The organism is Massilia sp. DD77 (assembly GCF_036961685.1).
Taxonomy (GTDB): Bacteria; Pseudomonadota; Gammaproteobacteria; order Burkholderiales; family Burkholderiaceae_D; genus Telluria.
Genome location: NZ_JBAMDH010000043.1, coordinates 1 through 11524 on the forward strand (window position 1 = coordinate 1; position 11524 = coordinate 11524).

General features: G+C 64.1%; 13 protein-coding genes and 1 other RNA gene. 8 read left to right on the top strand and 6 right to left on the bottom strand.

The window, feature by feature from the left end:
• Nucleotides 1-139: 139 nt before the first annotated feature.
• Nucleotides 140-1825, bottom strand: coding sequence for a dihydroxy-acid dehydratase (gene ilvD, locus V7778_RS21685; RefSeq protein ID WP_335559082.1), 1686 nt, complete (start codon nucleotides 1823-1825; stop codon nucleotides 140-142).
• Between the two features lie 123 nt (nucleotides 1826-1948).
• Here ilvD and V7778_RS21690 point away from each other — a divergent pair, with 123 nt between their 5' ends.
• The 7 genes from V7778_RS21690 to V7778_RS21720 all read left to right on the top strand — a co-directional run bounded on the left by V7778_RS21690 (nucleotide 1949) and on the right by V7778_RS21720 (nucleotide 8657).
• Entirely contained in the window at nucleotides 1949-2842 is an 894-nt protein-coding gene (locus V7778_RS21690; RefSeq protein ID WP_335559134.1) for a LysR family transcriptional regulator, read from the top strand.
• 15 nt (nucleotides 2843-2857) lie between these two features.
• Nucleotides 2858-3667: a prolipoprotein diacylglyceryl transferase gene (lgt, locus tag V7778_RS21695; protein ID WP_335559085.1), complete on the top strand. Its 810-nt coding sequence runs from the start codon at nucleotides 2858-2860 to the stop codon at nucleotides 3665-3667.
• 273 nt (nucleotides 3668-3940) lie between these two features.
• Nucleotides 3941-5299 carry an HlyD family secretion protein gene (locus V7778_RS21700; protein ID WP_335559087.1) on the top strand — a complete coding sequence of 453 codons (1359 nt, stop codon included), beginning with the start codon at nucleotides 3941-3943 and terminating at the stop codon, nucleotides 5297-5299.
• A gap of 135 nt (nucleotides 5300-5434) precedes the next feature.
• Complete coding sequence (locus tag V7778_RS21705) at nucleotides 5435-7522, top strand: peptidase domain-containing ABC transporter (protein ID WP_442920744.1); 2088 nt, start codon at nucleotides 5435-5437, stop codon at nucleotides 7520-7522.
• A 451-nt stretch (nucleotides 7523-7973) separates the two neighbouring features.
• Entirely contained in the window at nucleotides 7974-8132 is a 159-nt protein-coding gene (locus V7778_RS21710; RefSeq protein ID WP_335559091.1) for a hypothetical protein, read from the top strand.
• Nucleotides 8133-8149: 17 nt separating this feature from the next.
• Nucleotides 8150-8293 carry a hypothetical protein gene (locus V7778_RS21715; protein ID WP_335559092.1) on the top strand — a complete coding sequence of 48 codons (144 nt, stop codon included), beginning with the start codon at nucleotides 8150-8152 and terminating at the stop codon, nucleotides 8291-8293.
• Nucleotides 8294-8396: 103 nt separating this feature from the next.
• Nucleotides 8397-8657, top strand: coding sequence for a hypothetical protein (locus V7778_RS21720; protein ID WP_335559096.1), 261 nt, complete (start codon nucleotides 8397-8399; stop codon nucleotides 8655-8657).
• 41 nt (nucleotides 8658-8698) lie between these two features.
• On the opposite strand, the gene V7778_RS21725 is transcribed toward V7778_RS21720, so the two are convergent.
• From V7778_RS21725 to V7778_RS21745, 5 genes are all read right to left on the bottom strand, one after another.
• Complete coding sequence (locus V7778_RS21725) at nucleotides 8699-9502, bottom strand: sulfite exporter TauE/SafE family protein (RefSeq protein WP_335559098.1); 804 nt, start codon at nucleotides 9500-9502, stop codon at nucleotides 8699-8701.
• Nucleotides 9502-9972: an EVE domain-containing protein gene (locus tag V7778_RS21730; RefSeq protein WP_335559100.1), complete on the bottom strand. Its 471-nt coding sequence runs from the start codon at nucleotides 9970-9972 to the stop codon at nucleotides 9502-9504. Before V7778_RS21730 ends, V7778_RS21725 begins: the two co-directional genes overlap by 1 nt.
• 117 nt (nucleotides 9973-10089) lie before the next feature.
• A non-coding RNA gene (gene ssrS / locus V7778_RS21735) (6S RNA) lies at nucleotides 10090-10271 on the bottom strand.
• Between the two features lie 45 nt (nucleotides 10272-10316).
• Nucleotides 10317-10628: a cell division protein ZapA gene (locus V7778_RS21740; RefSeq protein ID WP_211519368.1), complete on the bottom strand. Its 312-nt coding sequence runs from the start codon at nucleotides 10626-10628 to the stop codon at nucleotides 10317-10319.
• Nucleotides 10625-10867, bottom strand: a complete 243-nt coding sequence (locus V7778_RS21745; protein ID WP_335559102.1) for a hypothetical protein — start codon at nucleotides 10865-10867, stop codon at nucleotides 10625-10627. The genes V7778_RS21740 and V7778_RS21745 overlap by 4 nt, the downstream gene beginning before the upstream one ends.
• Before the next feature lie 342 nt (nucleotides 10868-11209).
• On the opposite strand from V7778_RS21745, the gene groES reads away from it, so the two are divergent.
• Entirely contained in the window at nucleotides 11210-11500 is a 291-nt protein-coding gene (gene groES / locus V7778_RS21750; RefSeq protein WP_211519370.1) for a co-chaperone GroES, read from the top strand.
• The last annotated feature ends 24 nt before the right edge of the window (nucleotides 11501-11524 follow it).

Sequence of the window (11524 nt, forward strand, 5' to 3'; positions counted from 1 at the left end):
GGGAAGTCGTAGGCGCCGGTGGCGCGTATGACGAACAAATATTGCTAATTCTGCTACAAACCCTCTGCAAAGGCAGAGGTATCGCTTATCCCGGACAGCAGTGCGCCTTCGCGGGGACCCAAGTTCGCAGCACACCGCCTCAATCCGTCACCGCCCCCCTGCTCGCACTCGCGGTCAGCTTCGCAAACTTCGCCAGCACCCCGCGCGTATACCGCGGCGCCGGCTTCACCCACGCCGCCCGTCTTCGCGCCAGCTCGTCCTCCGGCACGTTCAGCTGGATCAGCAGCTGGTGCGCATCGATCGTCACCGAATCGCCTTCCCGCACCAGCGCGATCGTGCCGCCCTCGTAGGCTTCGGGCGCCACGTGCCCGACCACCATGCCCCAGGTCCCGCCCGAGAAGCGTCCGTCCGTGATCAGGCCCACCGATTCGCCCAGCCCCTTGCCGATCAGCGCGGCCGTCGGCGCCAGCATCTCCGGCATGCCCGGTCCGCCTTTCGGGCCCAGGTAGCGCAGCACCAGCACATCGCCCGGCTGGATGCCGTTCGCCAGGATCACATCCATGGCCGACTGCTCGTCGTCGAACACCCGCGCCGGGCCCGTGATGAGGGGGTTCTTGAGTCCCGTGATCTTGGCCACCGCGCCCTCGGGCGCCAGGTTGCCCTTCAGGATGGCCAGGTGGCCCTCGTCGTACAGCGCCCGGTCCAGGGGGCGGATCACGTCCTGCCCCGCCGGCGGCGCGGAGGGCACATCGGCCAGTTCCTCGGCCAGGGTGCGGCCGGTGATGGTCATGCAGCCGCCGTGCAGCAGGCCGGCGTCGAGCAGCAGCTTCATCACCTGGGGGATGCCGCCGGCCTGGTGCAGGTCGGTCGCCACATACTGGCCCGAGGGCTTGAGGTTGCAGATCACCGGGACCTTGCGCCGCACGCGCTCGAAATCGTCGAGCGACCATTCCACATTGGCCGCGTGGGCGATGGCCAGGTAGTGCAGCACCGCGTTGGTGGAGCCGCCCGTGGCCATGATCAGGGCCACCGCGTTCTCGATCGATTCGCGCGTGATGATGTCGCGCGGCTTGAGGTCGCGCTTGACCGCCTCGACCAGCACGCGCGCGGACTGCGCGGCCGAGCCGACCTTCTCGTCGTCCGGATTGGCCATGGTCGAGGAGTACAGCAGCGACATGCCGAGCGCCTCGAAGGAGGACGACATGGTGTTGGCCGTGTACATGCCGCCGCAGGAACCGGACGAAGGACAGGCATTGCGCTCGATGCCCTCGAAGTCCTCGCGGCTCATGCGCCCGGCGGTGAACTCGCCCACCGCCTCGAAAGCGGAAACGATGGTCAGGTCCTTCCCTTTCCAGTGGCCGGGCTTGATGGTGCCGCCGTAGACATAGATGCCGGGCACGTTCAGGCGCGCCAGGGCGATCATCCCGCCCGGCATGTTCTTGTCGCAGCCGCCGATCACGACCACGCCGTCCATCCACTGGCCGTTGACGCAGGTCTCGATGCAGTCGGCGATCACCTCGCGCGAGATCAGCGAGAACTTCATGCCCTCGGTGCCCATCGACATGCCGTCCGAGATGGTCGGGGTGCCGAAGACCTGCGGGTTGGCGCCCGCGTCCTTGATGGTGGCGATGGCGACGTCGGCCAGCTTCTGCAAGCCGGAATTACAGGGCGTGATGGTCGAATGGCCGTTGGCGACGCCGATCATCGGCTTGTCGAAGTCCTCCTCGCGGTAGCCCATCGCGTAATACATCGAGCGGTTCGGACTGCGGGCGACGCCTTCGGTGACGTGGCGGGAACGGCGGTTGTAGCGCGCGGGGTCGGCCATGACAAGCTCCTTCGAAGTCAGGCCTGCCAGCATGCCTTGCCGCGCTTCCGAGGTCAAACGGCGCGCCGTGCGTGTAATATGCGGGCTGTATCACCCGGTCCAAACCATATGTCTAACGTATCGATGACTCCCGAGCTGCGCCAGCTGCGCCATTTCGTCACCGTCGCCGAGGAGCTGCACTTCGGCCGCGCCGCCGCCCGCCTGCACATGACCCAGCCGCCGCTGTCGCAGAGCATCGCCGGCCTGGAGGAATTGCTGGGCGCGCCCCTGTTCCTGCGCAACCGGCGCCAGGTCACCTTGACGCCGGCCGGCAGCGCCCTGCTGCCGGAAGCGCGCCGCATCCTGGAGGAAGCGGGAGCCCTGCCCGAGCTGGTGCGGCGCGTGGCCTCGGGCGAGGCGGGACGCCTGGCCCTGTCCTTCGTCACCACCGCCGGCCTGTCGGTGCTGCCGGCCACCCTGCGACGCTACAGCGCCGCCTATCCGGCGGTGCGCATGGTGCTGCAGGAGGCCACCTCGGATGTGCAGTTCGAGGAGCTGCTGCACGGCCGCATCGACGCCGGCTTCGTGATCCCGCCGTTGCCGGGCGCGTCCGGCGCCCTGCTCGCCTACCGCCGGATCGTCGAGGAGCCGCTGGTCCTGTGCGCGCCCAGCGGCCTGGAGGCCTTGCGTGGAGAGAGGCCGGTGCGCCTGCGCGACCTGCCGCCGCTGCCGCTGGTGATCTTTCCGCGCGCGGTGGCCCCGGCGCTGCACGACGCCATTCTCGCGTGCTTCCGTGCGGCCGGCGTCACGCCCATGATCGGGCAGGAAGCGATCCAGATGCAGACCATCGTCAGCCTGGTCTCCGGCGGCATGGGCATGGCACTTGTGCCACAATCGGTGTCGAACCTGATGCGCCCGGGCGTAGAATACCGTCCTTTGCTGGACCCGGCCCCGCTGGCCGAGACCGGCCTGGCCTGGCGCCGCGACAATGCGTCGCCGGTGCTCAAGGGCTTTATCAACCTCTTGTTTGAAAACTGAATCGAAAGACTGACTATGCTGATTCATCCGCAGCCGAACCCGATCGCGTTTTCCATCGGCCCGGTCGACATCCACTGGTATGGCCTGATGTACGTGTTGGCCTTCGCCCAGTTCCTGATGCTGGGACGCCTGCGCATCCGCCAGCCGCACATCGCGGCCCAGGGCTGGACCAGGGACGATCTCGACGACATGCTGTTCTACGGGATGCTGGGCGTGATCCTGGGCGGACGCCTGGGCGAGGTGCTGTTCTACCAGCCGCTCTACTTCCTCGAGCACCCGCTCGAGATCTTCATGGTCTGGAAGGGCGGCATGTCCTTCCACGGCGGCTTCCTGGGCGTGCTGGTCGCGATGGCGCTGTGGGCGCGCCGCCGCAAGCGCAATCTGCTCGACGTGTACGACTTCATCGCGCCGATGGTGCCGCTCGGGTACGCGGCCGGCCGCATTGGCAACTTCATCAACGCGGAACTGCCGGGACGCCTGGCCGATCCCTCGCTGCCCTGGGCCATGCTGTGGCCGGGCGTGGAAGGCCCGCGCCATCCCTCGCCGCTCTACCAGTGCCTGGTCGACGGCGTGCTGGTGTTCCTGATCCTGTGGCCATTCGCGCGCAAGGCGCGCCCGCGCCTGGCGGTGGGCGCGCTGTTCACCTTGCTGTATGGCTGCGCGCGCTTCTTCACCGAATACTTCCGGGTGCCGGACTGGGAAGTCAGCGTCGCAGGCATTCCCGTGACCTCGGGCCAGATGCTGTCGCTGCCGATGATCGTCGCGGCGCTGGCGATGCTGGCCTGGGCCTACAAGCAGCCGGGCAAGCGTGCGGTGCACGCCTGAATACCCACCCATCCTGCGTGAAACATGGTGAGAATCCGCGTGTATATGCGCGCGGCATCTCCCGTTTGATCCGGTCCGCATAACCTGACGGCGAAAGCGTTGTATTGGTTTCTTCTGTCTTGCAAATCTTCAATAGGCGATGCAATACTAAAAACACATATCGCTAATACGCATCAGCGGTCCCTGCGAAATCCCTCGTGTCATGCGCGTCTCGTGCATGCCGCGGGCCATGCGGCGGCGCCGTCCTGAGGCCTGGTTTTGAAAGACATTGCTGTGCGCGACACCGTAAGCAACCCGCAGGAAGGGGCGGAAAGCCCGCCAGAATCTCAGCCCGCAAATCAGCCCGCAAATCAGCCTCCCGAAGCCGCACCCCGGACCCTGTTTCGCCAGCAAGCCGTCGAGCACGTAACGGTGCGCCAGTACGGCACCGTCATCCTGACCCGTCCCTTCAGCCATATCGTCCTGACCGGCGTATTCGTCGGCCTGGCGCTGCTGCTGATCGCCTTCTTCGCCTTTTTCGAGACGACCCGCAAAGCGCAGGTCCAGGGCATGCTGGCGCCGAGCGCGGGCGTCACCCGCGTGCTCCCGAGCCAGGCCGGCGTCATCAGGGAAATCCACATCAAGGAAGGCCAGTTCGTGCGCGAAGGCGAGGTCCTGTTCGTCGTCTCCAGCGAGCGCAGCTCGTCCGACCCGCAATCCACCGAAGCCCTGATTTCCGATTTGCTCGTGAAGCGCCGCGACAGCTTCCACACCGAACTGAAGCAGGCCAAGGTGCAGGCCGAACATCGCCGCGCCGCGCTGCGGCAGCGTGCGCGCGACCTGGAGGGCGAGATCAAGCGGCTGGAAAACCAGGCCCTCATGCAGAAGCAGCGCATCGCCCTGTCCGAGCAGACCGTGGCCCGCTTCGCACAGCTGAAGGCCACCAACTACATCTCGGCCGCCCAGCTGCAGGAACGCGAAGGCGAGCTGCTCGACCAGCGCCAGCGCCTGCTCGAGATCGACCGCATCCGCTCCGCCACCCAGCGCGACCTCGTGAGCACCCAGGCCGAGGAGCAGGATATCGCGGTGCAGGCCATGCGCGACGAAAACGCCTTGCGCCGCAGCGCCTCGACCCTCGAACAGGACCTGACCGAGAACGAGGCGCGGCGCGAGATCCCGGTCCGCGCACGCCTCAGCGGCACGGTCACGGCGATCACGGCGAGCCTCGGCCAGACCGTGGGCGGTTCGACCTCGCTGGCATCGATCCTGCCCGAAGGCAGCAAGCTGGAAGCGGAAATGTACGTGCCTTCGCGCGCGGTCGGCTTCATCAAGCCGGGCATGACGGCCCTGCTGCGCTACCAGGCCTTCCCGTACCAGAAGTTCGGCCAGCATCCGGCCCGCGTGCGCGAGGTGGCGACCACCTCGGTGCGCCCCGAGGAGCTGCCCTTCTCGGCGGCGGCCATGCCTGGCGTGGCCCAATCCGAGCCGGTGTACCGCATCCGCCTCGAACTCGACCGGCAGACCGTGCAAGCCTATGGCGCGCCGATGCCGCTGCGCTCCGGCATGCTGGTCGACGCCAGCGTCCTGCTCGAGCGCCGCAAGCTCTACGAATGGGTGCTGGAGCCGATTTTCAGCATTTCAGGCCGCCTGTAAGTCCGGCGCGCTTTTCTTCCCATCCCGCTGGCCGCAGCCCCGTACGCGGCCAGCCCATCCCGTGATCGCAGCTGAGTTATGCAATTTCCTCTTCTTTCCCAGTTAGCCTTCTGGAACAGCCGCCGGCTGCCCGTCATGCTCCAGACCGAAGGGGCCGAATGCGGCCTCGCCTGCATGGCCATGGTCGCCAGCTACTGGGGGCACCAGATCGACATCCCGAGCATGCGCCGCCGCTTCTCGGTGTCGATGAAGGGCGTGAACCTGAAAGGCCTGATGGCCATGGCGGGCGGCCTGTCCCTGCAGACGCGTCCGCTCAAGCTGGACCTGCCGCACCTGCCCGAACTGAAGCTGCCCTGCATCCTGCACTGGGACCTGAACCACTTCGTGGTGCTCGAGTCGGTGTCGTCCAGCCACGTCGTCATCCACGATCCGGCCGTCGGCGAACGGCGCATGCCGATGGAGGAGTTCGGCAAGCACTTCACCGGCATCGCCCTCGAACTGACGCCGACCTCCCAGTTCGAGGCCAAGGAAGAACGCCAGCAGTTCTCCCTGTTCTCGCTGATGGGACGCGTGGTCGGCCTGCGCCGCGGCCTGTTCCAGCTGCTCGCGCTCGGCCTGGCCCTGCAGGTATGCGCCCTGGTCGCCCCCTTCTATATGCAGTGGCTGGTGGACGAAGCGCTGCTGGCCGCAGACCGCGACCTGATCACGGTGCTGGGCTGCGGCTTCCTGCTGCTGGTCCTGCTCCAGACCGCGATCGGCGCCGTGCGCTCCTGGATCACCACCGTACTGGCCACCAGCCTGAACCTGCAATGGCTGGGCAATGCCTTCTCGCACCTGCTCAAGCTGCCGCTGCCCTATTTCGAGAAGCGCCACACCGGCGACATCGTGTCGCGCTTCGGCTCGATCCAGCGCATGCAGACCAGCCTCACCACCCAGTTCGTCGAAGGCGTCATCGACGGCGTGCTGGTGCTGGGCACCCTCATCATGATGCTCTTGTACAGCCCCACGCTGGCAGGCGTGGCCTGCATCGCCGTGGTGCTTTACGCGCTGCTGCGCTGGGCGATCTTCCGCCCCCTGCGCGATGCGAATTCCGAGCAGATCATCCACGCCGCCAAACAGCAAAGCCACTTCATGGAAACCGTGCGCGGCATGCAAAGCATCCGCCTGTTCGGGCGCAGCGACGAGCGCCGCTCGGGCTGGATGAACTCGCTGACCGACGAATTCAATGCCCAGCTGCGCATCGCCAAGCTGTCGGTGTCCTACCAGACCGCCAACACCCTGCTGTTCAGCGGCGAGCGTGTGATCGTGATCTGGATCGCGGCCCTGGCCGTGCTGAACAACGAATTCTCGGTCGGCATGCTGTTCGCCTTTATCAGCTACAAGGACCAGTTCAGCCAGCGCATGGCCAGCCTGATCGACAAGCTGTTCGAACTGCGCATGATCCGCCTGCACGGCGAGCGCCTGGCCGACATCGTGCTGACCGAAGCGGAACGGGACGACGGCGCGGCCGAGATGGATGCGAGCCATATCCTGCCGTCGATCGAGATCAGGAACCTCAGCTTCCGCTATTCCGACAGCGAGCCCGAAGTCATCCGTGACCTCAACCTGAGCATCCCGGCCGGGCAATGCGTGGCGATCACCGGCCCCTCGGGCTGCGGCAAGACCACCCTGATGAAACTGCTGCTCGGCCTGCTCACGCCGACCGGCGGCGAGATCCGCATCGGCGACGTGCCCCTCGGCTCGCTCGGCATGGCGAACTACCGCGAGATGCTGGGCACCGTGATGCAGGACGATTCCCTGTTCGCCGGATCGATCGCGGACAACATCGCCTTCTTCGACCCGATGATCGACATGCAGCGCGTCTACCAGTGCGCCGAGCTGGCCGCCATCGCGCCCGAGATCGCCGCCATGCCGATGGCCTTCAATACCCTGGTGGGCGACATCGGCACCGGCCTGTCGGGCGGACAGAAGCAGCGCATCCTGCTGGCGCGCTCGCTGTACAAGAATCCGAAGATCCTGGTGCTGGACGAAGCGACCAGCCACCTGGACGTGTGGAACGAACAGGCCGTCAACCAGGCGATCCAGCGGATTCCGCTGACCCGGATCATCGTCGCCCACCGTCCGGAGACGATCCAGATGGCGGAACGCGTGATCGTCCTGCACAACGGCCAGGTGGCCCAGGATGTCGTTCCCCAAAGGCCGGAGACCAGGCAGGCGGCCTAGGGAGGCACAGCTTCATGCTGGCGCGCATGAATCGGTCACGAAAAATGTGCCCGGCAAGGCTGCCGGGCACATTTTTTCTCGCGGCTAGGGCCGCCACCATGAATAAATCAGAGCCGGCCCAGGTGTCGTGTCCGCCTGATTAAAGGCGCACGCCGGAGATCCAGGCATAGCAAGCGCTCAACGCTGCGCGCTCGAACAATGGATATCTGAGAATCCAGGCCATTATAGAACCGCATATTCCTATCCGCCGCGAATGTCGGCAGGTGGCGTGCTTATTCACTTGCTTAAATCAGATTTACCTGGCCACCCCATTCGATCCGCATTATCTCAATGCATTTCACATTAAATTCGAACTGGCGTCTTATATTCATTGCGGAAAATATTTGTCTCTCTTAGAATTATTATGTCCCCAGAGGACATTTACATAATATTTTTAATATCAGGAGATAGCATGCAAGAACTTTGCGCATTCGAGGTTGAAGAGGTCAGCGGAGCAGGTATTTGGAAGCACCTGGGCGAGCTGTGCGGCGAAGCATGGCACTACTTCGAGACCCGCGCAAAAGCCGGCGACATCCGCGCCGAAGAATTCAACAGCATCACGATGGGTTAATAAAAATGAAAACGAACATGGTAGAACTCAACGCTGCGGAAATCGATGAAGTCAATGGCGGTCTTATTCAGTTTCTGCTGACCGCTATCGTGGTCTACGACGCAGTCACTGACTTCGCCGAAGGCTTCCAGGAAGGTTACAAGCGCGCCTCCTCGAAGTAAGCAACTGCGACTGGCTCCTCTCACGGACAATAGTAAGGGGGGCCAGTGAAAGTATTTGCTGGAATAAATGCGAAAAGTATTAAACCGGGATAAGAGTCCGAACATGAAGGCAATTATTGTTGGCGCTCTACTTGTGACTGCGATCTACGATATCGCAATAGGGTTCAGCGAATCTTCGATTGGCGACCTGACATTTGGCGCTGGCTGTGGATTCCTGGCCTTGGGCTACATGCTGTCTCGTGCGGAATGTACCGAAGCCAGTGCGAATTCGACACCACGCACCCACGCCGCGCCACGGACGATCAGTTTGATTTGCGCTGGCGTTCTGATCCTGGCAGGGGCCGCCAATAAGGGGATGGCATAAGCCCTTGTCGGCTGCGCCCCTCCCATTCCACGCAAAATCGTTTAACTTGCCGATTTGAAGAACATATAGGCCGCCAGCGCGTACAAGATCACCGCGAAGATCTTCTGCAGCCGGCGCACCGGCATCTTGTGCGCCGTGCGCGCGCCCAGCGGCGCCATGCTGACGCTGGCCAGCACGATGATGGCCAGCGCCGGCAGGTAGATGAAACCGAGCGAATACGCCGGCAGCCCCGGTTCTCCCCACCCCCAGTAGATGTTCGACAGCGTCCCCGAGAGCGCGATCGGGAAGCCCAGCGCCGCGCTGGTCGCCACCGCGTTGTGGATGCGCACGTTACACCAGGTCATGAAGGGCACGGAGATGAAGCCGCCGCCCGCGCCGACGATCCCCGACAGCACGCCGATCGCGCCGCCCGCCGCGAACATGCCGGGCGTGCCGGGCAGCTCGCGCGTCCCGGCGGGCTTTTTCCCGACCAGCATCTGGGTCGCCGAGAAGGCCACGAACACGCCGAAGAAGGCGGCCAGCACCGAGGCGTTCATCTGCTTGCCGATCCAGGGACCGATCCAGGAGCCCACCAGGATGCCGGGCGCCAGCAGCTTCACCACCGGCCACAGGATCGCGCCGTGGGCGTGGTGCGCCCGCATCGAGGACAGCGAGGTAAACAGGATGGTGGCGAGCGAGGTCGCGATCGCCATGTGCACCACCAGCTCGGGCGCGATGCCGCGCGCGCTGAAGATCATCGTGATGAAGGGGACCAGCACCATGCCGCCGCCGATGCCGAGCAGGCCGGCGGCGAAGCCGCCGAAGGCGCCCATCGCGAGCAGGACGAGGATCAGCGGAATGTCCATCACGCTCCCTTGCCGCGCACCAGGGCGACAATGGTGTTCCACTCCTGCGCCGTGACCGGCGAGATCGACAGGCGGCTGCCCTTCTGCAGCAGGACCATGTCCTCCAGCGCGGGAATGGCGCGCAGCTCGGACAGCGGCAGGTAGCGCCCCTGTTCCACGGCGCGCACGTCGACCGAGATCCAGCGCGGTTCTTCCTGCTTCGCCTTGGGGTCGTGGTACTTGCTGGCCGGGTCGAACTGGCTCGCGTCCGGATACGGGGTGCTCGCGACTTCGGCGATGCCCGCCACGCCGGGGACCGCGCAGCTGGAGTGGTAGAACAGGACGCCGTCGCCGACCGACATGGCGTCGCGCATGAAGTTGCGCGCCTGGTAGTTACGCACGCCGAACCAGGCCAGCGTCCGCTGCGGCGCGGCCAGCAGGTCGTCGAAGCTGACCTCGTCGGGTTCGGATTTCATCAGCCAATAGCGCATCGCGCCTCCACAACAAATCAAACAAAGCGCGCCAGGAATGGCGCATACAAAACAAAGCGCGCCGGGACGACGCGCAAAAAAAAACGGTTGCGAACCGAAGTGCGCAACCGCCTGTATCTGTGCCCCGCCTGTGCCGTTTCTGCCGGCATCCCGAACCAGAACGGTTCAAGGTGGTCGCGGTCAGATCAATTTCGGGTTCGTCGGACTAGCGACGCTCACGCCCATCGAACGTGTTCCACAACCTATGCGTAAGAATGGTTCAAGGAATATATGGCAAATCTCGAACACCGCAGGGTAGAGCGCAGTTTACTCCCTTGGCCGGGCATGTCAAACGGTTTCGGCCGTCAAGACAGATTTTCCTGCGGCGACAAGGCCTTGTCCAACACCGTGTGCATCGCTTCCAGTTTCTGCTTGACTTCGAGGATGGACATGTCCGACAGCGGACCCTGGGGCGACTTCACCGACAGGAATTCGGCCGCGACCGACAAGGCCGCCATGACCGCGATACGGTCGGTGCCCTTGACCTTGCCCGAGTCGCGCAGCGCGCACATCTTGCCGTCGAGGTAATGGACCGCTTCGCGCAAGGTGCGCTCCTCGCCTTCGCGGCAGGCCAGGCGGTAGGGCTGGCCCATGATGGTGACGTCGAGATGGATCATTGGGTGGCCTCGCTCTCGTCGGCGGCGCCTTCGCCGTCCCCGCCGGGCGGCGGCGGCAGCTGTCCGATCAGGGCCTCGAGCCGGCGCTGGGCCTCCAGCAGGCGGTCCCTGAAGGAGACGTTCTCGACGCTCAGCAAGTGGTTGGCCTGGCGCAGCAGGTAATTCTCGGCGCGCAAAGACTGGGTCAGCTGGGCGAGCCGGTCGATTTTGTCTGAGAGGTCTTGGAATTCGGAAATCATTCGACACTATAGGACCGAGATGGATTTTCAGTCAACCGAATCGCTGTGAAAATGGCAACTGGCACCCGTGCGGCGTGAAACCCCACGGGGGTGTACCCTGCCCCGCTGGTCAGGCCGCCACTGCCCCGCCAGAGGGGCAATCCCTCCATTAAATTGTGATATCGCAAAAAGATCAGTTAAACAAGCCACACTGTGGCTTGAAATGGGTACTTATCGTCCCTATAATTAGCACTCGTTAGTAGAGAGTGCTAACAACTCTTTGCAGCCGACGCAAGCTGGGGAAAACCTGGATGCGGCGGCAATTGATAGCTAGTCAAACCACTGAAATATAAGGAGTTTTGCATGAACCTTCGTCCTCTGCACGATCGCGTAATCGTGAAGCGTCTCGACCAGGAAACCAAAACTGCATCCGGCCTCATCATCCCTGATGCAGCCGCCGAGAAGCCAGACCAGGGTGAGGTGCTCGCCATCGGTAACGGCAAGGTGCAGGATAACGGCCAGGTCCGTCCGCTGGAAGTGAAGGTCGGCGACCGCGTGCTGTTCGGCAAGTACTCCGGCCAGGCCGTCAAGGTCAACGGCGAAGAGCTGCTGGTGATGCGCGAAGAAGACATCATGGCCGTCGTGGCCCAGTAATTCCTAGAACCATTCACGAATTCA

Bases quoted from the DNA above. Each gene is read 5' to 3' on its own strand.
- ilvD (WP_335559082.1), bottom strand. From the start codon at position 1,825: ATGGCCGACCCCGCGCGCTACAACCGCCGTTCCCGCCACGTCACCGAA.
- V7778_RS21690 (WP_335559134.1), top strand. From the start codon at position 1,949: ATGACTCCCGAGCTGCGCCAGCTGCGCCATTTCGTCACCGTCGCCGAG.
- lgt (WP_335559085.1), top strand. From the start codon at position 2,858: ATGCTGATTCATCCGCAGCCGAACCCGATCGCGTTTTCCATCGGCCCG.
- V7778_RS21705 (WP_442920744.1), top strand. From the start codon at position 5,435: ATGCTCCAGACCGAAGGGGCCGAATGCGGCCTCGCCTGCATGGCCATG.
- V7778_RS21710 (WP_335559091.1), top strand. From the start codon at position 7,974: ATGCAAGAACTTTGCGCATTCGAGGTTGAAGAGGTCAGCGGAGCAGGT.
- V7778_RS21715 (WP_335559092.1), top strand. From the start codon at position 8,150: ATGGTAGAACTCAACGCTGCGGAAATCGATGAAGTCAATGGCGGTCTT.
- V7778_RS21720 (WP_335559096.1), top strand. From the start codon at position 8,397: ATGAAGGCAATTATTGTTGGCGCTCTACTTGTGACTGCGATCTACGAT.
- V7778_RS21725 (WP_335559098.1), bottom strand. From the start codon at position 9,502: ATGGACATTCCGCTGATCCTCGTCCTGCTCGCGATGGGCGCCTTCGGC.
- V7778_RS21730 (WP_335559100.1), bottom strand. From the start codon at position 9,972: ATGCGCTATTGGCTGATGAAATCCGAACCCGACGAGGTCAGCTTCGAC.
- V7778_RS21740 (WP_211519368.1), bottom strand. From the start codon at position 10,628: ATGATCCATCTCGACGTCACCATCATGGGCCAGCCCTACCGCCTGGCC.
- V7778_RS21745 (WP_335559102.1), bottom strand. From the start codon at position 10,867: ATGATTTCCGAATTCCAAGACCTCTCAGACAAAATCGACCGGCTCGCC.
- groES (WP_211519370.1), top strand. From the start codon at position 11,210: ATGAACCTTCGTCCTCTGCACGATCGCGTAATCGTGAAGCGTCTCGAC.